Consider the following 25,279-nt stretch of genomic DNA (forward strand, 5'->3'; position numbering starts at 1 on the left):
AGCCCTGAAAGGCAAACAAGCGGACCGGAGTTCCCTCCGGTCCGCTCTTAATCTATTCAACCGCTGCTTATTCGCAGCCGGCTGGCTCTACCCCTGGCAGCCCACACCACCGGCCATGACTGGCACCAGTTGTGCCACCTCGTCCGGTGACGGCTGAGTGCCGGCTGCAATTCCGCTGGCAATCGACATCATCAGCTTAATCCGGTTGGCCTGGTTGACCACGCTGACTCCGGCATCATAATCAATAGCGACGATGTTCGCGCCAGGGTATAGATCCTTAAGCCCCTTAATCATCCCGCGCCCGGTAATATGATTCGGCAGGCAGGCAAAAGGCTGAATGCAGGCAATATTGCTCACGCCGTTATCCAATAGATCCATCATCTCGGCCGTCAGGAACCAGCCTTCGCCCATCTGGTTGCCAACCGACACGAGGCGGCTTGCCTTCTCGGCCAGACCGTAGATATTTTCCCGGCCTTTGGATAGTCCAGCCTGCTCCAGCGCTACCTTGACCGGCTTGCGGTAGATTTCGAGATAGGAGATCAGCATGGGATTGATATAGCCCAGCCGCTTGCTTTTTCCGAATTGCTCGGCCTTGTAGATCGGATTGTAGACACAATAGAAAATGAAGTCCAGGAAATCAGGCATCACGGCCTCTCCGCCTTCGGCCTCAATCATGTCGATGATATGGTTGTTGGCATCCGGATGGAATTTGATCAGAATTTCCCCGACAATGCCCACCTTGGGCTTATCCGCCGGGATGACCGGCAGCCGCGAGAACCCGGCTACAATCTCACGGGTCAGCCGCTTATATTCGCGGAACGAGAAGTTTGACAGGCTGCCCTTGCAGCGGCCCATTCCTTCGCGGAATAATTCCTCTGCGCTTCCCGGCACTGCTTCATACGGTCTGAAGCGGTGCAAGAGACGCATCATCAGATCCCCGTAGCACGCTGCGGCGATAAGACGGTTCGCCAGCTTCAGGCTGATGCGGAAGCCCGGCTGGTTCTCCATCCCGGAGGCATTCAGGGAGATTACCGGGATCTGCCCCAGATCTGCATCCTTCAGCGCCTTGCGCAGCAAGGAGATATAATTGGTCGCCCGGCAACCTCCTCCAGTCTGCGACATAATCACAGCAGTCCGGTCCGGGTCGTAATCGCCGCTCTTCAGTGCCGATAGCATTTGCCCAATCGTTACAATCGCCGGATAACAGGCATCATTGTTGACATATCGTAGGCCTTCCTCCGTCTCCTGCGGACCAGTCGATTCCAGAATTTTCAGCCGGTAGCCCGCATCCTGGAAGACCCGCTCGAACAGCTCGAAGTGAATCGGCGACATCTGCGGAGCAAGGATGGTGTAGGTATCCTTCATTTCTTTGGTGAACGGCACATTGACTTGCGGCTTGTAGAGCAGCTGCGGCTTAACCTCGCCTCTCTCGCGCTCACGCATCGCGGCCTGGAGCGAACGCAGGCGAATCCGCGCGGCTCCGAGATTGCTGATCTCATCGATTTTGATAAGCGTGTAGACCTTGTTGTGACGTTCCATAATCTCCTGAACCGCATCGCAGGTGATCGCATCGATCCCGCAGCCGAAGGAAGTAAGCTGGACCAGCTCCAGATCATTTCTTCCCGCCGCCAGCCGGGCTGCACGGTACATCCGTGCATGGTAGGTCCACTGGTTCACTACCCCAACGTCCCCTTCGCTGCGGTCCAGATGGCAGATCGAATTCTCGGTCAGCACCGCAAGTCCCATACCGGTAATCATATCCGCAATCCCGTGATTGATCTCAGGGTCGGCATGATACGGATGCCCGCAGAGCAGAATTCCCTTCGTGCCTGTCTCCGTGAGGAAAACCAGCGTCTCCTCGCCCTTGGTACGCACATCGTTCTTCGCCTGTTCCGCTTCCGCCAATCCCGCCTGGACAGCAGCCGCAATCTCTTCCTTAGGCACCTCGGCGAAGGTTCGAGCCAGCACCCGGGTTAGCGCCGGAATATCGTCGAAGGTCAGGAACGGGCTGACCAGTGGAACCCCTTGCTCCTTCAAGCCGTCCATATTATTGCGGATCACCTCGGGGTAGGAGGCAACCACCGGGCAGTTGAAGTGATTCTGCGCCGCATCATCCTCCTTCTTCTCATACACCACCGCCGGGTAAAAGATGAAGTCCACGCCCTGGCCGATCAGGTGCTGCACATGCCCGTGAGCCATTTTGGCCGGATAGCAGATGGATTCCGAAGGAATGGTATCCATTCCACTCTCATACAGCTTCTTACTCGACTTCGGAGACAGCACGGTCCGGTAGCGCAGCGAGGTGAAACAGGTGTGCCAGAACGGGTAATTCTCGAACATATTCATTGTGCGCGGAAGTCCAACCGTCCCCCGGACCGCTGCCACCTCAGGCAGGCCCTCGTAGGCGAAGAACCGTTCATATTTATATTGCATCAGATTCGGCAGCGTGTTCTTCTCTTTCTTGCCGCCTGCGCCGCGTTCACAGCGGTTCCCTGTCACATGGAAGCTTTTATCCGGGAACCGGCTGATGGTCAGCGCACAGTTATTGGCACAGCGGCTGCACCGGCCTGGAGCGACGGAATATTGGAAGCTCTCCAGCTCCTCCGGTCCGAGAATTGTGCTGATTCCTTCCGGGGCAGCCTGTTCTCTGGCAATCAGCGCACAGCCGTAAGCGCCCATCACACCAGCGATGTCGGGTCTGACTACCGTTCTTCCCGTCAGCAGCTCAAAAGCCCGCAGGACAGCCTCATTATAGAAGGTGCCGCCCTGAACAATGATATTCCGGCCCAGATCTTCGGGATTACGGATCTTGATCACCTTTTGCAGCGCATTCTTCACCACAGAATAGGCAAGCCCCGCCGAGAGATCGGCAAGTGTCGCCCCCTCCTTCTGGACCTGCTTCACCTTGGAATTCATGAACACGGTACAACGCGAGCCGAGATTCACCGGCCCCTTCGATTCGAGCGCAGCAGCGGCGAATTCCTCTATGCCAAGCTCCAGTGCGGAAGCGAAGCTCTCCAGGAAGGAGCCGCAGCCCGCCGAGCAGGCTTCATTGAGCATCAGGCTGTCGATCGCTCCCCCGCGGATCTTGATGCACTTCATGTCCTGGCCGCCGATATCGAGGATGAAGTCGACCTCCGGCATGAACCGGGAGGCTGCCTTGTAATGGGCCACCGTCTCTACTTCCCCGCCATCCATCCGCAGCGCCGCCTTGACCAGACCCTCTCCATAACCGGTTGCGTAAGCCCCAGCAATGTAGCAGCCAGAGGGCAGAATCCGGTAGAGCTCCTTCAGCGCGTCAGTGACCGACTGCAGCGGATTGCCGCCATTGCTGCCATAGAAGGTATGCAGAATCTCATCCGCCGCTCCGGTAACTACCAGCTTTGTCGTGGTCGAGCCGGCATCTATACCGAGATAGACCGGTCCCCGGTAAGCGGCCAGCGCAGAGCGCGGTGCTGTCGCCTTACCGTGGCGTAGCCGGAACTGCGCCAGATCATCCGGCGCTCTGAACAGCGGCGCCAGCTCTGCATCTTCCGCGCGGTCCTGAGAGAAGTCTACAGCCATGATCCGGGCAATCCAGCCGCTAAGCGGCAGGAACACAGGATCTGACTCGGCAAGCGCCGAACCGATGGCCACGAAGTATTGCGAGTGCTCCGGGAACAGCACCTCCTTCTTCTTCAGTCCAAGCGTCTCCGTGAACCGGTCCCGCAGAGCGGACAGGAAGGTCAACGGTCCCCCGAGAAAAGCAACACGCCCGCGGATCGGACGTCCGCAGGCCAAGCCGCTGATGGTCTGGTTCACGATGCTCTGGAAGATCGAGGCCGCCACATCCTCTCGCCGCGCTCCTTCATTCAGCAGCGGCTGCACATCGCTCTTGGCAAATACCCCGCAGCGCGAAGCGATGGGATAGATCCGCTCATGCTTCACCGCAAGCGCATTCAGCCCGGCAGGGTCCGTCTGCAGCAGAGAGGCCATCTGATCGATGAATGCCCCTGTACCGCCTGCACAGGCTGTGTTCATCCGCTGCTCAATGCCGCCGCTGAGATAGATGATTTTGGCATCCTCGCCGCCCAGCTCAATCGCGGTATCACATTCTGGAATCCGTCCGCTGATCGCCCTCGTGCAGGCAATAACCTCCTGGACAAACGGAATCTCCCCTAGCTTAGACAGGGATAACCCGGAGGAGCCGCTTACGGTGAGCGCTGCTTCACTGCCGGGGAACCTCTGCTGAACCTCTGAGAGCAGGGTGACCGCCGCCTTTTTTATATCACTGAAATGACGCACATAATCCTGATATATAATGATATCCCGCTGCATAACTACCAATTTGGCCGTAGTTGATCCGACGTCAAGCCCAATACGCAGTCTCTTCATGCCATCCCCCATACCTTGCTCCAAATTTGAAGTAATATGAGGCAACTATATCACGAGTGAGCGTGGCTATAGCTGTTAGAAAAGTAACAGACAAATACAATTAATTCCCAGCATACTTAATTATTTCACGATTTGTTCTAATGCGGCCTCTACATGGCCCTTCACTCTGACCTTTCGCCACTCTGCGCTCAGAATGCCTTCCTCATCAATCAGAAAAGTAGAGCGGACAATGCCCATGAATTCCTTGCCGTAGAGCTTCTTAAGCTGCCATACCCCGAACAATTCGCTCACTGCATGGTCCTCATCGGACAATAGCGGAAAGGGCAGGCTGTTCTTGGCAATAAATTTGCTGTGCGAGGCTAGAGGATCGGCGCTGATTCCAAGTACAACTGCCCCATTAGCGGCAAGGGTATCGTGGGCATCGCGGAAATCACAAGCCTCTTGAGTGCAGGCCGGAGTACTGTCCTTGGGATAGAAATAGAGCAGCACCTTCCTGCCGCGATAGTCGCTTAAGCTGATGCTAGCCCCTGTTGACGCAGGGAGTGTGAAGTCCGGAACCTTGTCCCCTATAGTGATATTCATTTATTATTCACTCCTTGTAATATGGTTAATGATTTCTGAAATTGCGTGTCTTCCCAAAAGAAATTATAATGTAGAGAATGTGAACTGGAAAGGACGAACGAAATGCCGCCAAGAAAGAACCGGCACGCAAAAGCCGGCAAGTCAAAGAAGAAAACGCTGCTCTGGACTCTGGCAATCATACTCCTTTTAATTATCGGAGGTCTGGTTTACTATTTCACTGCTATTTACAACCAGTTGGATAACCTTCATAAAACAGGCGAAGCTTCTCCGTTTGCTAATGTTCCTACAGCCTCGGCGGAGGCGGTTCAGCCCCCTGAATGGGAGGGCACAGAGCCGGTTAACATCCTGCTCATGGGCGTGGATGGCCGCGGGGTGAAGAAGGGCGAGGTGCCGCGTTCCGACACCATGCTGGTGGCCTCTCTGGACCCGGTGAAGAAGAAATTCTATGTCTTCTCTATTCTGCGTGATACGTATGTTGATATTCCCGACCACGGGACCCAGCGGATCAATGCCGCCATTACTTACGGACCCAATACGGCGATGCAGACGGTAAGCGACCTGCTCGGCATTCCGATTCAATATTATGTCTATACCGATTTCCAGGGCTTCATTAAGCTGGTGGATGCCGTGGGCGGTGTGGACTATGAGGTCGAGAAGGACATGCGCTACACCACTAAGGCAGACGGGCCTGAATACGATATTGATCTCAAAAAAGGCTTCCAGCACCTGGATGGCAAAATGGCGCTGCAGTATGTACGCTTCCGCCATGATGCCACCTCCGACTTCACCCGGACCGAGCGCCAGCGCGGCTTCCTTAAGGCGGTGGCGGACAAGGTGATCAGTACCACTTCGATCATCAAGCTGCCGAATATTCTCGGTCAGGTTACGCCTTATATCGACACGAACCTTGACGCGAGCGACATGTGGAAGCTGGGCGCTGTAGGTTATGACAGCTCTATGGGCGGCAGCGAGCAGATTCCGCCGATGAAGCTGATCCGGGAGAAGACCCTCAAGGACGGCTCCCAGGTGATAAGCTTCAGCAGCGAGAAGGCACTGAAGCAGTTCGTAGAGGATACACTCACTGCACCGGAACCATCGCCAACTCCTGGAGCAGAGGCTTCACCAGGCAGCAGTCCTACAGCATCACCGGTAACAAAGTAACATCCAATATAACCATGCTTGGCACACGGGGCGGGCGGACAGCGGGAATCAGCCGCGGTTCGCCCTTTCCCATGGGCGCAAGCCAAGAAGAAAGGAACATTATCTATGAACCGCAGCACATCAGAACAGTTATACGAGGAAGCTCTCCAGCATATTGTCGGGGGTGTGAACAGCCCCTCCCGCTCCTTTAAGGCCGTAGGCGGAGGAGCTCCTGTCTTCATGAAACGCGCCGGAGGCTCACGCTTCTGGGATGAGGACGGCAATGAATATATTGATTATCTGGCCGCCTACGGCCCGATCATAACCGGACATGCCCACCCGCATATCACCACTGCCATTACAGAGGCCGCGCAGAACGGACTGCTCTACGGAACACCAACCCGGCTTGAGATCAAGCTGGCCAAGATGCTGAAGGAAGCCATTCCTTCGATGGACAAAGTACGCTTCGTCAACTCCGGTACAGAAGCCGTCATGACGACCATCCGCGTCGCCCGCGCCTACACCAAGCGCAGCAAAATCATCAAATTCGCCGGCTGCTATCACGGCCACTCTGACCTTGTGCTTGTAGCCGCAGGCTCAGGCCCGTCGACCCTGGGTATTCCAGACAGCGCAGGCGTTCCGGCCAGCATCGCCCAAGAGGTCATCACCGTTCCCTTTAATGATCTGGATGCCCTGCGTGAAGCATTGGAGAAATGGGGCCAGGATGTGGCTGCCGTTATGGTTGAGCCGATTGTCGGCAACTTCGGTATGGTTATGCCGCAGCCGGGCTTCCTGGAAGGCCTGTGCAAGCTGACGCACGAGAACGGCTCCCTGGTTATCTATGATGAAGTGATTACCGCTTTCCGTTTCCACTATGGCTCCACCCAGACCTATGCCGGTCTTGCGAATCATGAGGAGATTATTCCCGATCTGACGGCCCTCGGCAAAATCATCGGCGGCGGGCTGCCGATCGGTGCTTACGGCGGACGCAAGCATGTCATGGAGCAGGTCGCTCCGCTCGGCCCTGCTTATCAGGCCGGCACGATGGCCGGTAACCCTGCCTCGATCTCGGCAGGAATTGCCTGCCTGGAGGTGCTTAGCGCAGAAGGCGTCTATGACGAGATGGAGCGTCTGGCCATCCGGCTGACCGAAGGACTTCAGACCTCCGCTGACCGTCACGGCATTCCGCTCACCATCAACCGGATTCGCGGCGCCTTCTCCACACATTTTTGCAGCCATCCCATTACGAATTATGAAGAAGCACAGGATACCGATGGTGAAATGTTCGCCAGCTTCTTCCGGCATATGCTGAGCCGGGGCATCAACCTGGCCCCGTCCAAATATGAGGCGTGGTTCCTGACCACCGCCCATACGGATGCCGACATCGACCTCACCCTCGAAGCAGCAGAGGCTTCGTTCGCGGCTATGGCTGCGGAGAAGTAATCCGCAGCGCCGGCCATGCTCCTCAATACGCTTATCATAGACCTATGCGGACAGAGAAGACGCTATTGTTGCGATAAATCCGATTTTTACGCCTAGCGCGGACTCAGAAGCTCTTAACCCTGTCTTTTCAGCTGATAGAGACCAAAAAGTGATAAGTTAACGTCCTCCGTGTCCGCCTAGCCTGAGGATTTGTAATTTTTCTCTGGATAAGGGCCTCCCAGTCCATCACGCAGGATAATAGAGCCTTTCCTATACAGGAGCGTCCCGGTTCGGCAGGGCTCCTGCATAACAATGAGGGGGTGTCTCAACAGCCATGCACATGGCCTGAGACACCCCCTCATTCATCATTTAAAAGTCGATTGGCTTATCCAAACGGACAGATACGCTACGAACAGATACAGCGTTTAAGCGAGGCTCATCCGCCACCCTCCGCTACTTGCCCTTCTGCTCATACAGGCTGCGGATCTCCACATCCTGCGGAAGCTTGAACGGATTCTGCGGATTGATCCGGTCGTAGAACATCATTCCGTCCAGATGATCCATCTCATGCTGGATAATGATCGCCTGATAACCCTTGAATTTCTGGGTTATCACCTCGCCGTTCAGATCAAAGCCCCTGACCTTCACAGACTCATAACGCGGTACGAAGCCGTGCACCGGCCGGTCTACAGACAGGCAGCCCTCGCTCTCCGGCAGATAGACCATGGCCATCGAATGGCTGGTAATCTTAGGATTCACCCAGGTATATTCCACATTTTTGCCGTTATCATCCTTCAAATACATGACAAACATCCGCTTCGATAGTCCGATCTGATTGGCGGATAAGCCTACCCCTGAGCGCAGCTTATATTTGGCAGCCATCTCGGCATCCTGACTGTTCTTCAGGAACTGCATCATGCTCTGCAGCGCACCGCGGTCCTCCGCCTGCAGCGGCAACTGTACAGGCTGCGTTACCGAACGCAGGACAGGGTCGCCTTCCCGTATGATATCCTCCATCGTGATGATGTAATCCGCATTATACTTTATACTAGACAACTGGGTTCATCCACCTTTTCCACTACGGGACTGATTTGATGATGCTATGGTTAGATTATGCGCGACTACGGATTAATGAAAGCTGTCCGCAGTTTGCTGCTGTAATTCACATCGAAGCCCAGTCCGGTAGCGAGCGCGGCGAGCGGAAGATAGGTTTTATCCTCTTTACCGACCTTGTGCAGAAAAGCTGGAGTATCAATCGCCACATCCGCACCGTTCACCTTAATGGTCTTCGAGCCGATTGTAATAACCACCGTTCTTCCGCCGTAAATTACGGTCGCGCTGGAGGTTTTGTTATCCCATTTGCCGTCCGCCGAGACCGCATTCAGAATATCCTTCAGCGCCAGGAAGTTTTGCCCGTTCTTCAGAATGGGCTTATTGGGTGTATTCAGCTCCTTACCCTTCACCACGATGGACATCGGTGCTGTCTCCGAAGCCATCGCCGTTACTGCCGGCGTACGGTATTCCCCCCACTGCAGCTCAGCAAATACAGAAGCAATCCGTTCATATCCAAGCTGCGTAGGATGGAAGTCTGCCGCCCCGGCTCCGATGATATGAGTTAGCGATCCCTCTACACCGGCGAACTTCGCGGCTACATGAGCTACCTTAAGAGGAGCGCCTGCCTGGTTCAGGGTAGCCGCGATATTCTCAGCCGCGATGGTGAACTGTGCAGCTGCATTCATCAGTTTGTCATACGAAGCCCCCAGAGCGATTTTTGGAGCAGGCTGATACTGGTCGGCCAGCAGAATGGTTGCCTGCGGATTCACTTCCCGGACATTCTTCAGCAGCGCTGTTACATTACTGCTGTATTCCGTCAGACGCTCCGCAAGCTGGGAAGCGAAATCGGCATCAGTCAGCGTCTTGTAATTCAAGAACAGGCTGCTGACATCATTACCGCCGATGGTAATGGTAATGAGATCCGCCGCAGCGAGCTCTGTTCTAATCTGCGGGGCCAGCGCGGCAAATTGCAAGGTACGCGGATCAGACAGCCCTGGCTGAATGGCCTCCGGCGTAATGGCCGCACCGTCCTTAATAGCTCCGGTGTATTGAAGCAGTCCCGCTGTCTTAAGGCCCAAGATGCCATAATTCTTAAGCTCACTTCTCCCATGATACCAGCCCTGCTCCAGTAATCGCTCAGCGTATCCGTACGGCTTCACGCTGGGATCAGTCATTCCAGGCTCATACCCGGCAGTAATGGAATCTCCAAGTGCTACGATACGAAAGACATCCTGCTCCGTTCCTTGCGCCACGGCTGCTGCAGCAGCATCCGCCGGACCTGCATGCACATTAATTAATACGGTGAACAACAGCAGTCCGCTAGTAGAAGCTGATATTAACCTTCTCCATGTCTTCAGCATCGTATTCCTCCTAAATTAGTATAATTCTATTCTAACATCCCGCCTCGCACAAGTGGAAACGGCTTTGCCATCCTTTTAAAGGACGGTACCGTTTCAGCGAGAAATAGAAGGATAATCTATCGTGTGAAACATATAGATTCTTATATTTGCACAAAAGAGCGGTCTTCCGATTATTCGGAAAACCGCTCCTGGGATAACAGCAGCAGCTTATTGCTCCCCGCTGCCCGATTCTGAAGATTTCTTCGGTCCGCCAGTGCTTGGCTGACCGCTTGCCTGGTCTGAGCGTTTCACATATTTATCATACCGGTCATCCAGCTCATAAGCGATTTTGCGGTAACGAAGCGTCTCTTCGACTATAGGGTCAAGTGTAGTCTGTATGCGAATCTCATACTTGGGCGAAATCTGACGGATCTCCTTGGCCTGCCGGTCCGCCTGCTGCATCTCGCCGTCCTCCAGAAGCTCGCTTAGTCTCCGCTCCAGATCTTCATTCTCATTCATAACAGTGTAAGCCCTCCTACTGCTTCTTGAAGCCTGTGGCATCTGCAGCCTGCAGGGACGTAACCAGATAATCATGAATTCGTCCATTGCTTGCGACTACATGGCGTGTGCTGATATCGTAGGGATCGCCCAGCGTATTCGTGACCTTGCCGCCGGATTCCAGCACCAGCAGCACCCCGGCCGCGCAATCCCAAGGGCTCAGTCCAACCTCCCAATACCCGTCCACTCGTCCGGCAGCAACATAAGCCAGATGGAGTGCCGCCGATCCTCCTGCACGAATGCCGCGAACCTGCGGCATAATCTGCTGCAGCCCGGCCATATTCGCCGGCTGGGCCAACACGCGGTCCGGCGGGAAGCCCATAGCGATCAGGCTGTTACCCGGCAGTGTCTCCGCTGATACCTTCGTAGGAATCCCGTGCATGTATGCACCCTTCCCCTTCTCGGCCACGAACATCTCGTCCCGGATCGGATCATAGATCACGCCTACCGTAAGCTCTCCCTTAACCACCAGAGCAATCGATACGCAATAGAACGGGAAGCCGTGCACGAAATTGGTCGTGCCGTCTATCGGATCGACGATCCACAGGTACTCATGCTCCCGCGCTTCATCCAGGGCGGCCGTCAATGCCTCCGCACCAGGCTCAACACCCTCCTCGCCAAGGATGGCATGGTCGGGATAATGGGTCAGGATTAGCCGGCGGATCATCTGCTCCACACCCTTATCGACCTCCGTGACCAGATCCTGGGCCGATGTCTTACTGCCCAGCTCCTTCACCTGGCCTTGTCTGCTCTTGATCCATTCCCCCGCTTTGGCCGCAGCATTGATGGCTGCCGCCGTATGTCCCTTGCTTGTAACTACATAGGGCTGCCGTTCATTTCGGTTATCAGGACTTACAGGACTCATCTCTTCACTCCGCTTTCTTTGCGCATGATTGTTCTCCCGGGGAACACTGTTTCCGCAGGATACCATTTCTCTGCCTTAGAACATGCTTGCTCAACTTTCTTTCAACGTACCTCATTTCAGCTGACTTATCAAGTCATGGCTGGCACCGCTATAAAGCCTAACTGTCAAGTTTTTTGCCAGTTATGGTTCTATATTCACGCTGGCTCCGTTTAGTACCATAATTCCATTCCCGCCCTCAGCCAGTCCCTTCATCTCCTCCATCAGACCGAACAGGGCGCCATCCTTGAGCTTCGCCTCAATCATCACATCTACGGCGGGAGTATCCGCAGCAATCCGTTTCAGAAAAGCAACCAGCGGTGCCGGCTCCACCCCATCGGCATGGCTGCGCGGATCAGACGGGCTGCGCGGGCTGGACACGTGAATCTTCGGCGGCAGATGAGCGCCAGGCGGCACATCCTTCAGCGCCAGAGGGCTTGTCCATGTCTTCAGAATCTCCGGCCACAGCTCCCAGGGGAACTCGCCTTCATTGTTGACCCATTGGTGATGGATATCCAGCACCATCGGCAGTCCCACTCTGCGGCACACCTCCAGCGTCTCCACCGCGTTGAACGTCTTGTCGTCGTTCTCCAGTGTCATCCGCTCTCTAAGTGCAAGCGGCAGTGCAGAGCATTGCACGCAGAAGCGTTCCGCAGACAAAGGCTTGTCCCCGTAGGCGCCGCCGATGTGGATATTGCTCTTAGCCGTCGCCGGCAGCCCCATCGAGTCCAGCATATCTGTATGATGCTGCAGATCACGGATCGAGCTTGCAAGCACCTCCGGCCGCGGTGTACTCAGCACCGTGAAGTGATCCGGGTGGAAGCTGACACGCAGCCCGTGCTTCTTCACATAGCTACCCACCTCAGCGAATTCCTCCGCAAGAGCAGCCAGCGGATTCCAGTCCGCCAGATCAGGATGGGTTGCCAGCGGAACCAGCTTGGAGGTGAGCCTGTAGACCTTAATATCCGAGCCGACATTATGCTTCAGCAGACGGAGCGTATTATGCAGATTCATCCGGGCGATGGATTCCAGCTTACGAAGGCCCGCCTCCCGGTCGCCCAGTTTGTTAAAGCTTGCCATAGTCATCGTTTTGGAGGGAGAACAGTCAGGAATCACCGTAGACATGGCGACATAGCCGAAGCGGACGATCATCCCTCTTCCCCGAAGAACATCTCGAAGGCAAGAGCCGTCTGTACGCGTGACTCTTCCTCATTCAGCTTACGGACCAGATCCATTTCCACCGCCGTAACCTCATTGCCCTGAAAATTGATTTCTGCGATCGACGCAGAAATTTTGACAATGGCCACCGCTACATTCTCCGGGGTATAGGCGATCACCTTCTGGCCGGTCGGATAGACACGGAAGCCCTGCTTCACCATTTTGGTACGTCCGTACTCCAGCAGTTCGTACAGCTCCTGCTCATTCTTGAACTTGCACACCGAATTGAATTCTGATTGAAACCCCATGCATCTCTCTCCTTCCCGGCTGGAATACTCCCGCCGATCAACGTGGTTTATTCATTATCGTACTTCAGGCCCTGTCTGAACCGGTAACGCTCCAGCGCCAGCCCGATCATACGGTCCAGCAGTACTTTATAGGACACACCGGTCTCACGCCACAGCAGAGGATACATGCTGAACGGGGTGAAGCCGGGCATGGTATTCACTTCATTAATAAGAATCTTGCCGTCAGACTTCCGCAGGAAGAAGTCGGCCCGGGTAATCCCGCTGCCCTCAATAGCCTTGAAGGCCAGTATCGCCGACTCCCGCAGACGATCCGCTACCTCGGGATCGACAGGTGCCGGGATAAGCATCTGTGACTTGCCGTCAGTGTATTTGGCCGCATAATCATAATATTCACCGGAAGAGACGATTTCACCCGGAACCGAAGCCTCCGGCTCCTCATTGCCGAGTACCGCCACCTCCACTTCCCGCGCATCCACGAACTCCTCAATAATCACCTTCGTGTCATAACGGAAAGCATAGTCCACAGCCTTGATCAGACTTTCCTTGTCGGTAGCCTTGGAGATTCCTACGCTGGAGCCCAGGTTGGCTGGCTTGACGAAGACCGGATACCCCAGCTTATCCTCCAGATCTATAATCAGCTCATGCTTGCGCTGTCTCCAGCTCACAGCATTGAAGTAGCAATAGTCACATTGCTCCAGCCCCGCCTCGCCGAACAGCTTCTTCATAACGACCTTATCCATGCCCGCTGATGAAGCCAGTACCCCTGCACCGATGTACGGGATATTCGCCATCTCGAACAGTCCCTGAATGGTGCCGTCTTCGCCGTTCGTACCATGCAGCAGCGGGAACATCACGTCGATGACCTGCTCGCCTCCGCTGAGCCCGCTGAACAAGGCATTCAGAGCCGTGCCCATATCACCAGCCACCCCGGAGAGCTTAAGCTGCTCAATTGCGGGGAAGGGAGCCTCCAGCACTGCACCTACCTTCCATACCCCCTGCTTGGAGATATAGAACGGAATAATCTCATATTTATCGTAGTCAAAAGCGTTCATAACCGCATAAGCCGTCTGCAGCGATACCTCATGCTCTCCGGATTTGCCGCCGTACACCAGTCCTACGGTAGTTTTAGCGTTCCCCATGCATTAACCTCTTTCTGAACTATAAATAGTCATTAATATGAAAAAAACGATAAGCCGTCCGGTCCGTCCAGGCGTAGGAATCCTTGTAATCCCAGAAGCGGTGACGGCTGCTAACCGTCCGCGCATTCACCAGCGGCTGCCCTCCCGCATCAAATGCGGTAACAATCGTGCTGTGCTGATAATGTCCGTTCCCGTCCCAGTCATACTGAATAATGTCGCCCAGCTGAAGCTGCTCCGGCCGCTCGACAATCTCTGCACGCAGCCCGCTTCCCCGGCTCCCGCTCAGATAACGCTTCAGGCTGTCGGAGACCGCCCAGCTGAAGCTCCACCATTCCTGGGCTCCATTATAGCCCTTGTACCACCAGCCCGTTTCTCTTTTACCAGTATAGTTGATAGGTGCTCCCCCTGCAAAGAGACATTGAGAGACGTAATTGGTGCAGTCCACCTCAAAAATCTCGAACTCCGGGTTCCCTTCCTTCCACCAAAGGTCAGCATAGGCTGCGGCTTCTTCCCGGCGGTAGCGCACCTCTCGAACACCACTAGCGCCCTTCAGGACACGGCGGTTCAGCAGCGGCTGGGACGGACGCGGATCGGACAGAGCCTCTCCCCACTCCGAGAGCCGCAGAGCCGGGTCCTTCTCCACCACCTTGCGTACCCCATTCCGCTCAGGCACACGGCGCTCCACGTTCACAATTTCCCAGCCGTCCTTTTCACGTACAAAGGTCAGGCGTTCCGACTCCACCACATCCTCACGGTGCGTCATCCCGCCCTTCTCGTAATAGAAGGCGCTGTGCAGCGCCACATCGGCGACCACCTCAGCTGGGTTCTGCCGCACGGTCCGCAGCGTCCGCACCCCCGTCTCCCCGCGCAGCGGAGTAATGCCCCGGCGGGTGTACCACTGGGCGATCCGGCGGGAACGCGTGCGCTGTTCGTCCAGGAACCGGGGGTCCCTGATCGTGGTGTGGCGCGGCTCAGCGCCAGGTGCAACCCGCCCCTTGTTCAGCTGGTCCACATAGACATAGAGACTTTTCTTCCACTGCTGCTCCATTCATACTCCGCCCTTTCGTTCACAGATAAGAATGTATATGATGTAAGCTAAGAATATTCCTTCACGGTATCACCGCCATTATGGCTGCTGTCCTATGTATATGAAGGATTGCTTGCACCTATACGGAAGCGGGAGCGATTTAACTGCAGGGAAGTCAGGGGGCAGAGGGTTCTATGCATCTGTGTGAACCCTGAATATACCTTACATCAAGGAGCAAAAAAAACTTTACTCCCCCCATTGTAAACGTTATACTTAAAGTATATAAATTATGAAATGTAGTTTCACCAGATGAAACGAGGAGGCGCATATATGCCAAGCAAGGACCATTTCTCATTGGCCAAGAACCTGAAATCAGGTGGCAAAACTTATCGCTACTATCATTTGAACGCTCTGGAGGAGCAAGGTACAGGCGACATTTCCTCCCTGCCATTCTCCATTAAGGTATTACTCGAAGCGGCTGTCCGCCAATATGACGGACGGGCGATTACCGAAGAACATGTCAAGCAGCTGGCTAACTGGTCCGGCGGCATTGACCGCAATAAGGAAATCCCGTTCATTCCTGCCCGGATTGTCCTGCAGGATTTCACCGGCGTGCCTGTAGTTGTCGATCTCGCGGCTATGCGCGATACCGTCAAGAAGGCGGGCGGGGACCCGAAGAAGATCAACCCGCTTGTACCGGTTGACCTTGTTATTGACCATTCCGTTATGGTTGATGCGTTCGGAACGGCGGATGCCCTTGAATATAATATGAACGTAGAATTCGAGCGTAATGAGGAGCGCTACCGCTTCCTGCGCTGGGCACAGACCGCCTTCAATAATTTCCGTGCGGTTCCTCCGGCAACCGGAATTGTGCATCAGGTGAATCTGGAGTATCTGGCTTCTGTGGCGGCCACCAAGACCATTGACGGAGAGACCGTTGTCTACCCGGATTCCCTGGTCGGCACGGATTCCCATACGACAATGATCAACGGCCTTGGCGTAGTGGGCTGGGGCGTCGGCGGAATTGAGGCTGAAGCAGGAATGCTCGGACAGCCGCTGTATTTCGTTACCCCGGATGTCGTCGGCTTCAAGCTGACCGGCAGTCTGATGGAAGGCGCTACTGCTACCGATCTGGCCCTTACCGTTACCCAAATGCTGCGCAAAAAAGGCGTAGTCGGCAAGTTCGTCGAATTCTACGGCCCGGGTCTGGCGAACATCAGTCTGGCAGACCGTGCGACAGTAGCCAACATGGCTCCTGAATACGGTGCAACGATCGGCTTCTTCCCTGTAGACGATGAGACGCTGGCCTATCTGCGCAGCACCGGACGCCCGGATGAGCTGGTAGAGCTGGTAGGGGATTATTATAAGGCGCAGGGCATGTTCCGCACCGCAGAGACACCGGACCCTACGTTCAGCGATATCATTGAGCTGGATCTGGCTTCTGTGGTTCCCAGCCTGGCCGGACCGAAGCGTCCGCAGGACCGGGTAGAGCTTACCCATATGAAGGAGAATTTCGAAGGCATTATCCGTACACCTGTCGATAAGGGCGGCTATGGCCTCAGCGACGAGAAGATTGCCGAAGAAGTTGAGATTCAGCACAAGAACGGAAGCAGCAGCAAGCTCTCAACAGGAGCGGTTGTCATTGCAGCCATCACGAGCTGTACGAACACCTCCAACCCGAGCGTAATGCTGGGCGCAGGACTGCTTGCCAAGAAGGCTGTAGAACGCGGTCTGACCAAGCCCGGATATGTCAAAAGCAGCCTGACTCCCGGATCGCTGGTCGTTACGGAATATCTGCAGAAGGCGGATCTGCTGAAGCCGCTGGAAGCGCTCGGCTTCTACCTGGCCGGCTACGGCTGCGCCACTTGTATCGGTAACTCCGGCCCGCTGCCGGATGAAGTCAGCGAAGCCATTACCGAGCATGATATGACGGTTGCCGCAGTCATCTCCGGGAACCGTAACTTCGAGGGCCGCGTGCATGCCCAGGTCAAAGCCAACTATCTCGCTTCACCGCCGCTGGTTGTCGCTTACGCTCTGGCCGGCACAGTGAATATTGACCTGAAGACCGAGCCGCTGGGCTATGACCCGCAGGGTGAGCCTGTCTTCCTGGCCGATATCTGGCCGACTACAGCCGAGATCCGCGAAGCCACCCTGCGCTCGCTCAGTCCTGAAATGTTCCGCAGCAAATATGAGAATGTATTCACGGCCAATGAACGCTGGAATAACATTCCGGTACCGGAAGGCGAGCTGTATGAATGGGACAGCAACTCCACCTACATTCAGAATCCGCCATTCTTCGAGCATCTGGCAGACGGTGCCTCTGACATTAAGGATATCAGAAGCTCGCGTGTACTTGCGCTGCTTGGCGATTCCGTCACTACCGACCATATCTCACCGGCCGGGAATATCACAGCATCCGGTCCGGCCGGAGAATATCTGCGGGGACATGGCGTGGAACGCGCCGACTTCAACTCCTACGGCTCGCGCCGCGGGAATCATGAGGTGATGATGCGCGGTACCTTCGCCAACATCCGTATCCGCAATGCAGTGGCTCCTGGAACAGAAGGCGGCGTAACCACCTTCCTGCCAAGCGATGAGGTCATGTCGATCTATGACGCCTCCATGCTGTACCAGTCGGCCGGACAGAACCTGATCGTTATCGCCGGTAAAGAATACGGCACAGGCAGCTCCCGCGACTGGGCCGCCAAGGGAACACTCCTTCTCGGAGTCAAAGCCGTCATCGCTGAGAGCTTCGAGCGGATTCACCGCAGCAATCTCGTCGGCATGGGCGTGCTGCCGCTGCAGTTCCAGGAAGGCCATGGCTGGAGCAGCATGGGACTGACCGGACGCGAGACCTTCGACATTACCGGTCTTGACAACCATGTCCTTCCCGGACAGGAGCTGACAGTCACTGCTACCCGTGAAGACGGCACCCAGTTCGACTTCCCGGTCATTGCCCGTCTCGACAGCAGCGTAGATATCGACTACTACCGCAATGGCGGTATTCTGCAGACGGTACTCCGCCAGATGCTGGCAGATGCTACAGCTTCAGAAGCGGCTCAGCCGGTAGAATAAGACAGCTTCATAAGGCTAGATCATTATACAAGCTGCGCCGGTATCAGATTTCAGTCTGATACCGGCGCAGCTTTTTGTCTTATTCAGGAATGCCCTATTTGACCGACAGCAGGCTGGTCGTAATGAAATCCAGCTGTTTCTCCAGGGAGATCGGGTCATTGTACGTATCGGCGGCAGGATTCAGCTGGAATACATTTCCTGCCTTGACCGCCGGAAGCCCCTTCCACAGCGGATTGTCATAGACAATCTTCGGGTCTGTAGTATCCCCTGACCATGGGCAGGTGAAAATAATATCTCCGGCATAGTCCGGCAGCTTCTCCATAGAAATGGAAGCCCAGCCTGTTCCGCTGTCGATGGCCTCCTTCTGCGCTTCTGCGGGAGCCTTCAGCCCGAACTCACCATACAGAATCTCACCGCCCCGGCCATAGTTATGCCCGAAGACATACAGCCCCTTGGCATATGGATTCAGGATGGATACGGTCTTATTGCCAACAGCAGCCTGTACCTGCGGCTTCAACTCAGCAATGCGGGCCTCCCACTGGGCGATCCAGGCCTTGGCTTCATCATTTTTGTTCACCAGCTTGCCGTAGTCGAGCATCTGATCCTTATAATTCTTAGCGCCATATTTAATCTGTACCACAGGCGCGATTTCCTTCAGCTTATCGATGCCTTCTGTTCCGGTATACACAATAATCAGGTCAGGTTCCAGGGCCAGGATATTCTCCGGGGTGACATCATCACCAAGCCCTTCTGCCCCTTCAAGCATCTCTGCAAGATACGGACTATCCTTGGCTCCTTGCATGACCCCTACCGGCTTCACACCCAGCGCCAGGAGATATCCTGTATAAAAGGCTGTAGTATCCACGATTCTCTGTGGATTCTTAGGCACTTGAACCTCACCGGCACCATCCTGGAAAGTAACCATCTCTGCTTCAGCGGAAGAATTGCCAGTAGCCGGAGCAGCCGTGGGTGCTTCAGAAGCTGCAGGTGCAGGTGCATTCGCTGCCGTCCCGGAGCCAGAGCCGGAGTTAGCCGATGAACCGCAGGCTGCCAGCAGGACAGCCATGACGAGAGTAAAAACAATCAGGACAAGACTTTGTTTAGAGTATCGCAAGATAATCCCCCTATGTATATATGATATTGATAATCATTATCATTAGTAATATATCATAGAGTTCGCAGACTGACAACTCCCCGTACTTTTCCGCAGCAAGTGGAAACGTCTTTGCTGTGTTTTTAAGGGACTGTACCGTTTCGGCAAAAAATCCCCTTTCGCTGGAAAGGGGATTGCATTTCTCTGAAATAAGCGGATAAATTATCGCAGCCTCAGGAGGCCTTCAGGACATCTCGATACGTTCGGAATCGAATATTCTTTTATAGACCAGAGCTATGATCTGTGAACGGTCCGTTACGTTCATTTTATTAAAAATGCGGCTTAGATGATTCTTGACGGTATGCTCGCTGATAAACAAGGCGCTGGCAATCTCCTTATTCGTCTTGCCCAGAATAATCAGCTCCAGCACTTCCTCCTCACGCGGTGAGATTCCCCATTCCTCCTTGGGCGTCTTCAGCGCTGTACTGTTCAGCAGCTTCCCTGCAGACACACCTCTTTTGACGGGCATCGCTTCCGAGCGGCTGCGCAAAAAGGATTGGAAGGTATTGCGCGGCTCAGTGTATAGCTCCCCGACCACATGGTCATCCAGATAGAAGCGGGAGGGGTTCAGCCACTCCAGATCCGCGTCCGCCAGCAGCTCCTTGTCTGCGCCTTTGCCTGAATGATGAAGCACCAGCACGAGCAGTTGGGCAGTGACAGAGACCGAAGGCTTATTGATCTCAAAATAGAACGAAGCAAACTGGTCCACCTGCTTCAGCAAAGAAAGCTCTTCCAGGTAGAATCCGTACCCATGCAGGAATTCCAGCCTGAACGGAGCCAGCAGCGCAGCCGTTCTCATCTGCTCTGACTCCCGCTCCGGCAGCCCTGTATAACGGGCAAGCTCATACGCCATAGCAGAAGCCTCTGCCGACAGGCGGTGCAGCTCGGGATTACTGAGCTGGAGATAATGAAGCGTCTGGCTGGTGAAGACCCCTGCCTGCTTCATATGTCTGGCTTCCTTCTCGATCAGACGGATCGAAGTACTCGCCAGACTGGCAAGACAGCCCGTTAAGGACAGCCACTCCTCAGCTTCGCTGCGGCGTCTGAAGCCCACAGACAGAATGCCCTTGAATACCTTCTCGGCAATCAGCGGACATTCGAGCAGGACCTGCCCCTCCACCTCCCCGTTGATGATCGCAGAAGAGAGAAAGGCCTGCGAGGAGTAACGGGACTGGAGGTCCTGGACATACGGCATAATCTCCTCCGTCCTCCACCCCTTGGCGTAATGGGTATCGTCCGGCTGCTCCTCGAAGAATACGAGCACCGATGACGGGAAGAAAGGCATGCCCATAATCATATCCAGCAGCCCGGCGCCCAACTCCTGGGTGGATGCGGCCTGCGGCAGCAGGCGGGCAGCTTCCTTCAAACGCAGGGTGGCCTCCCTGCGCAGGGCTTCACGCTGTACCAGCTGCTCCCCCCGTCCGGATAAGCCCAGGAGCGCAGTAACATTCTGCTCGTACTGGGCATAGTCCTGTATCAGGCGGCTCTTCCCAAAGCCCACAGCGAGCAGCAACGCTCTCTTCCCGCTGTGAATTCTCACCGGATAGCATGACAAATATTCCGGCTGCGTCATCCCGCGCTGGGTGAAGAATAACGATCTCGAATCTTGGGCAACACTCTGCCAATGCCTGGGCTCCATGCCCAGAACTGCCTGCCCCAGAAAACCGTCTCCTTGCTGGAACCCGGCATTCATGAGGAGTCCTGCTTCTTTGCCGGCAGAATATTTCACCTTGAACTGGCCGGCCTCCTCCTCTTGGGCAAAGGCATACAGCTCTGCATCAGATAACGTACCGGCCATCTGCTGCAGCACAACCTCTATCTTCAGGAACTCACTCTCCAGATTGGATAACAGCTGGGAAATCAGCAGACCCCGTCTCTGTTCCAGCGGCTTCACTGCGCACCCCGCCAGCAATTTGGAGAGCACATTCCCGAGCACACTCAATTTCCCCCTGATGCTGACGATGCCTTCCCGGCTAAGCTCAGGCATGACGGCCAGTACATCCTTCAGCATGTCATAGTCAGGGTGATTCCGCATCTTGGCCTCGAACGCCTGCAGCACAAGCCCGCGGGTGCCTTCTTCCATATATAAGCCGGACCATAAATAGTACGTCTGTCCATAGTCAGGAACCAGCGGACTGACCACATACTTCAGCCCGGGGACCCACTCCTCAAGTATGGCAGGATATGATAAGGGGCCCAATCTGAGCAATGCAGGCTCGAAGGGCCGCTCTATGACCTGTAAAGATTTAAACATCTTCTGATAGAATATTCCGGACAGCGTTGGGCGGGTAACCACATTCCCGGCCTGATCCGTAAGCACAAGCGCCTGACCCGTAACAGAGCCGAACGTATCCTGGAGCTCTTGAATTTCTCCCATCAGTGAATCGGGTATAACTACTTTCATCCCATCACCTCGTGCACTGGATTCCTCTTATTTCTTCAATCTCAATTTAGCTAATCATTACTAATGATAGTCCATTTTAACTAGATATACAATGAATGTCGAAGGCTGAATAGCCTGCATTTCCTAAAGTTTTCCTGCGCGGATCTGCTGCCGGAGGCCTCCAGCTCAGCTCATCATTAGGCCCATTTCAGCAGCGGCCTCAGCTAAAATGACAGCATATTCCTCCAGAGTCTCCCGCGACAGACGGCTGACCGGGCCGGACAGCGAGAGCGCTGCTACCACGCCCCCGGCCCGGCCGGCGATGGGCACAGCCACGGCTGCCGCTCCCGGCTCCCGTTCCTCGAAGCTGGTCGCATAGCCGCGGCGGGTAATCTCCTTCAGCTGCTCCAGGTACAGGCTGCGGTCTACGCTGTCCGGCCATGCGGGGTCGGCCAGCAGCCTGACCTGCACTTCAGGCGGCGCGTAAGCAGCCAGCACCTTGCTGGATGCGCCTACCGAGAGCGGCAGCCTTGCACCGATCTGGGCTACCCGGCGGATAGCCTGGCGGCTCTGCACCGCCTGAATGCGCACACGCTCCAGATTGTCGCGCAGATACAGGCTGACTGTCTCGCCCAGGCGGTCGCGCAGCCGCTCCATGGCGGGCAGCAGAAGAGCCGCCGGCTCGTTCAGCGTCGGAAGATGTGTGGACAGCTCCCAGATGCGGATACCCAGGCGGTATTTGTCAGTCCCCTCGTCCCGCTGCAGGAAGCCCTTCTCCTCCAGTGTAGTCAACAGACGGTGCACTGTGCTTTTATGCAGGCCGATCTTCGCAGAGATCTCCGTGAGACTAAGGTCATAATCATCATTATCCTGAGTAAAGCACAGTAATATATCCAGCGCACGTTCTACGGCGCGTACAGTCAGCTTCCGGTCTTCCACCCCGATCTCCCCTTCACATGTTTCACCTATTGAAACCCGGTTACATAATTATTAAGATATCCCTATCTTAGTGCAAAAGCCTAAATAAAGTCCAGCAGATTCCGTATCCATAATCAGCCGTCCGCAGTTTACAGTTACATTACAAAAGAACCATTTCCATTGACTTTGTAAGGGCATAAATTTACGATTAAATATATGAACTATTCATGCTCTGAATCTTGAATTTTTCCAGGAGGGGACCTTATGAATCTGGCAACTAGTCATCCCGGCGCGCCGGTCTCCCGTATGCCTAACGAGGATAAGCCTGCTTCGTCAACCTTAATTCCGATTCGGATGATACGCGTCAAGCACATCATTGTGGCCCTGCTGTTATCCGTATTCTTCTTCTTTGTATTCTGCTTCATCGCTCTGCATGCCTATATCGCCTGGGTACTCTCGAATCCTACCGTAGCCCCGCTCTACTCCAATCCTTATCAGGCCAAGGGGCTCGCTTACGAGGATATCAGCTTCCCTGCCAAGGACGGCAGCCGGATGATGGAGGGATGGTATATTCCTTCCAAGGGAGCTACCAAGACCATTGTCTTCAGTCACGGCTACGGCGCAAACCGCGAAGAGAGCTGGGTTCCCATGTATGATCTGGCCCACTATGCGCACAGCCTGAGATTCAATGTCGTCATGTTCGACTACGGCTTCGCCTCCAAGACCGACAGGGATATCGCAACCGGCGGCAAAAAAGAATCCCAGCAGCTGCTCGGAGCCATTGAGTTCGCCAAGGAGCAGGGGGCAGACCAGATTGTGGTCTGGGGCTTCTCGATGGGCGCAGGCACCGCCCTGCAGGCAGGACTTGTAACCAAAGATGTGGATGCGATGATTTTGGACAGCACCTTCCTGCTGGAGCCGGACACCCTGTACCATAACATCAAGCAGAACATCAATCTTCCCCGCCAGCCTTCGCTGGAGATTATGGAGATGCTCTTCCCGGTGCTGAACGGCACAGGACTGAATCAGATTCCTTATTCCAAGGTCAAATCGGAGGATTATCCGTTCCCGGTGCTGTTCATGCATGGCACTAAGGACGATAAGGCACCTTATCCGATTGCCGAGGAGCTGGCGGCGAACCAGAGCAATCCGTATTCGGATTCATGGATTGTGGAGAACAGCCATCATGAGCTGCTGTTCCGCGAGCACCCGCGTGAGTATCTGCGGCGGGTATCCGCTTTTCTCGGGAATGTACAGCTGGCCCAGATCGGCGGGAGCCACAGCAATCCAACCGCAAGCAAATAAGCTTCTTATCGTTACCCTAAGGCATGTGCAGATGTATCTTGTGATACATTCTGTGCATGCCTTTTACTGTGCGTGGCACCAGGACCTTCAGTCCACCGCGATTCCCCGCACAGGCTAGTCTCATAAGCTGTTCCTCTCCCGCATATAATGGACCGATGAAACTTTAGGACGGGAGGACTACATGTCATGCCATATGTATTCGTTGCACCGCCGCCAGTACAGATTCTAGGGGAAATCGCCTTCTGGAAAAAACAGGAGAAGGAGCATGCCGAGGTTCTAATCCAGATCATCCCACGCCTAGAGGAGCCTTATGTGAAGCTGCTGGAGGACTGGGCCATTGTATTCCTGGCTACAGAACAGGCGGCCCAGCATCTGCTTTCCACTCCGCAGGCACCGGACACTGGCGGTCCCGGGAGTCCATCCGCCGAAGCCGGGCTGCTGCTGCACACCGCCTGCGACCAATCCGCCGAATTCATCAGGCATCTTAAGGCCATGAAGGCAGCCAGCGCCGCCGTCAATGCCTTCCCCCTGGCAGGAACCACGCTGCTGCACTTCATCCGGGAGTCTGAATACTTCCTCGCTGTGCTGGCTGCTCTGACCCCTGCGGACTACGGGCCCGGGATGCTGCGGATGAATCCGCCGGCGCAGGCTGAAGCCGCTCCTTCACCCGCTCCGGCTGCAAGCGGAGAAAGTCTTCAGGGAACAGGAAGCTTCGCAGTTCCGTTATGGGAATCCCGCGAGGCAGGCCCGGTTCCCATCGGCGGGCATACGCTTCCCCCTCTGCCTTATGCTTATAATGCACTGGAGCCGTATATTGACGAGAAGACGATGATCATCCATCACGACAAGCATCACCAGAGCTATGTAGACGGCCTGAACAAGGCGGAGAACAAGCTGGCGGAAGCGCGCCTGAGCGGCGACTTCGATCTGGTTAAGCATTGGGAGCGGGAGCTTGCTTTCAATGGGGCCGGACACTATCTGCATACGATCTTCTGGAATGTCATGTCCCCGCAAGGAGGCGGCCGGCCCTCCGGTGCCCTGCTGGACGCCATAGAACGCAGCTTTGGAAGCTACGAAGCCTTCAAGGCCCAGTTCACTGAGGCCGCGGGTAAAGTCGAGGGCGGCGGATGGACCCTCTTGGTCTGGAGCCCGCGCAGCCGCAGACTGGAGATTCTGACGGCTGAGAAGCATCAGAACCTGTCCCAATGGGATGTCGTTCCGCTGCTGGCACTCGATGTGTGGGAGCATGCCTATTACCTCAAGCATCAGAACAACCGCGCCGATTACATCCAGGACTGGTGGAGAGTCGTCAACTGGCCTTATGTCGCCGAGCGCTACGGGGCTGCCCGCAAGCTGGTCTGGGAGCCTTTCTAAGGCTCTGTGGTGTCTTCGGTTTCCGCCGCATGCCGCATAAATCCTGATGGATTTTCCCCTCTCATGGCG

At 55.2% G+C, this 25,279-nt stretch carries 18 protein-coding genes; 5 read left to right on the forward strand and 13 right to left on the reverse strand.

Annotation, left to right across the window (positions count from 1 at the left end; all coding sequences use genetic code 11):
- Positions 1-87 precede the first annotated feature (87 nt).
- Together NST04_RS00365 and bcp are read right to left on the reverse strand one after the other, a co-directional pair.
- Complete coding sequence (locus tag NST04_RS00365; protein ID WP_341182696.1) at positions 88-4,374, reverse strand: acyl-CoA dehydratase activase-related protein; 4,287 nt, start codon at positions 4,372-4,374, stop codon at positions 88-90.
- A 120-nt stretch (positions 4,375-4,494) separates the two neighbouring features.
- Positions 4,495-4,956 (reverse strand): thioredoxin-dependent thiol peroxidase, encoded by a 462-nt coding sequence (gene bcp, locus NST04_RS00370; RefSeq protein WP_341182697.1) that lies wholly within the window; start codon positions 4,954-4,956, stop codon positions 4,495-4,497.
- A gap of 102 nt (positions 4,957-5,058) precedes the next feature.
- Between bcp and NST04_RS00375 the strand changes: the two genes are divergently transcribed.
- Entirely contained in the window at positions 5,059-6,117 is a 1,059-nt protein-coding gene (locus NST04_RS00375) for an LCP family protein (protein WP_341182698.1), read from the forward strand.
- A gap of 105 nt (positions 6,118-6,222) precedes the next feature.
- The gene (locus NST04_RS00380) at positions 6,223-7,539 is read left to right on the forward strand and encodes a glutamate-1-semialdehyde 2,1-aminomutase (protein ID WP_341182699.1); all 1,317 of its coding nucleotides are present in this window, start codon (positions 6,223-6,225) and stop codon (positions 7,537-7,539) included.
- A 432-nt stretch (positions 7,540-7,971) separates the two neighbouring features.
- On the opposite strand, the gene def is transcribed toward NST04_RS00380, so the two are convergent.
- From def to NST04_RS00420, 8 genes are all read right to left on the reverse strand, one after another.
- Positions 7,972-8,535, reverse strand: coding sequence for a peptide deformylase (def, locus tag NST04_RS00385; RefSeq protein WP_341185146.1), 564 nt, complete (start codon positions 8,533-8,535; stop codon positions 7,972-7,974).
- Positions 8,536-8,639: 104 nt separating this feature from the next.
- Positions 8,640-9,932 (reverse strand): stalk domain-containing protein, encoded by a 1,293-nt coding sequence (locus NST04_RS00390; RefSeq protein ID WP_341182700.1) that lies wholly within the window; start codon positions 9,930-9,932, stop codon positions 8,640-8,642.
- 207 nt (positions 9,933-10,139) lie between these two features.
- Entirely contained in the window at positions 10,140-10,430 is a 291-nt protein-coding gene (locus NST04_RS00395; RefSeq protein WP_341182701.1) for a hypothetical protein, read from the reverse strand.
- Positions 10,431-10,446: 16 nt separating this feature from the next.
- A complete protein-coding gene (locus NST04_RS00400; RefSeq protein ID WP_341182702.1) occupies positions 10,447-11,334 on the reverse strand; it encodes an inositol monophosphatase family protein in 888 nt (295 codons plus the stop codon).
- Between the two features lie 180 nt (positions 11,335-11,514).
- Positions 11,515-12,522, reverse strand: a complete 1,008-nt coding sequence (uvsE, locus tag NST04_RS00405) for a UV DNA damage repair endonuclease UvsE (RefSeq protein ID WP_341182703.1) — start codon at positions 12,520-12,522, stop codon at positions 11,515-11,517.
- On the reverse strand, positions 12,519-12,836 hold the full coding sequence (locus tag NST04_RS00410) for a hypothetical protein (RefSeq protein ID WP_341182704.1): 318 nt from the start codon (positions 12,834-12,836) through the stop codon (positions 12,519-12,521). The genes uvsE and NST04_RS00410 overlap by 4 nt, the downstream gene beginning before the upstream one ends.
- A gap of 47 nt (positions 12,837-12,883) precedes the next feature.
- Positions 12,884-13,975 (reverse strand): D-alanine--D-alanine ligase, encoded by a 1,092-nt coding sequence (locus NST04_RS00415; RefSeq protein WP_341182705.1) that lies wholly within the window; start codon positions 13,973-13,975, stop codon positions 12,884-12,886.
- Positions 13,976-13,994: 19 nt separating this feature from the next.
- Complete coding sequence (locus NST04_RS00420; protein WP_341182706.1) at positions 13,995-15,023, reverse strand: amidase domain-containing protein; 1,029 nt, start codon at positions 15,021-15,023, stop codon at positions 13,995-13,997.
- A 309-nt stretch (positions 15,024-15,332) separates the two neighbouring features.
- On the opposite strand from NST04_RS00420, the gene acnA reads away from it, so the two are divergent.
- Positions 15,333-18,077 carry an aconitate hydratase AcnA gene (gene acnA, locus NST04_RS00425; RefSeq protein ID WP_341182707.1) on the forward strand — a complete coding sequence of 915 codons (2,745 nt, stop codon included), beginning with the start codon at positions 15,333-15,335 and terminating at the stop codon, positions 18,075-18,077.
- 94 nt (positions 18,078-18,171) lie between these two features.
- Here acnA and NST04_RS00430 read toward each other — a convergent pair whose 3' ends face one another.
- The 3 genes from NST04_RS00430 to NST04_RS00440 all read right to left on the reverse strand — a co-directional run bounded on the left by NST04_RS00430 (position 18,172) and on the right by NST04_RS00440 (position 22,552).
- Positions 18,172-19,191 (reverse strand): ABC transporter substrate-binding protein, encoded by a 1,020-nt coding sequence (locus tag NST04_RS00430; protein WP_341182708.1) that lies wholly within the window; start codon positions 19,189-19,191, stop codon positions 18,172-18,174.
- Positions 19,192-19,414: 223 nt separating this feature from the next.
- Entirely contained in the window at positions 19,415-21,634 is a 2,220-nt protein-coding gene (locus NST04_RS00435; RefSeq protein WP_341182709.1) for a response regulator transcription factor, read from the reverse strand.
- Positions 21,635-21,799: 165 nt separating this feature from the next.
- Positions 21,800-22,552 (reverse strand): IclR family transcriptional regulator, encoded by a 753-nt coding sequence (locus NST04_RS00440; protein ID WP_341182710.1) that lies wholly within the window; start codon positions 22,550-22,552, stop codon positions 21,800-21,802.
- A gap of 285 nt (positions 22,553-22,837) precedes the next feature.
- Here NST04_RS00440 and NST04_RS00445 point away from each other — a divergent pair, with 285 nt between their 5' ends.
- Both NST04_RS00445 and NST04_RS00450 read left to right on the forward strand, forming a co-directional pair.
- Complete coding sequence (locus tag NST04_RS00445; protein WP_341185147.1) at positions 22,838-23,836, forward strand: alpha/beta hydrolase; 999 nt, start codon at positions 22,838-22,840, stop codon at positions 23,834-23,836.
- Positions 23,837-24,022: 186 nt separating this feature from the next.
- Complete coding sequence (locus tag NST04_RS00450) at positions 24,023-25,210, forward strand: Fe-Mn family superoxide dismutase (RefSeq protein ID WP_341182711.1); 1,188 nt, start codon at positions 24,023-24,025, stop codon at positions 25,208-25,210.
- The last annotated feature ends 69 nt before the right edge of the window (positions 25,211-25,279 follow it).

The sequence above is a fragment of the Paenibacillus sp. FSL H7-0756 genome (genome assembly GCF_038006765.1).
GTDB lineage: Bacteria > Bacillota > Bacilli > Paenibacillales > Paenibacillaceae > Paenibacillus_AQ.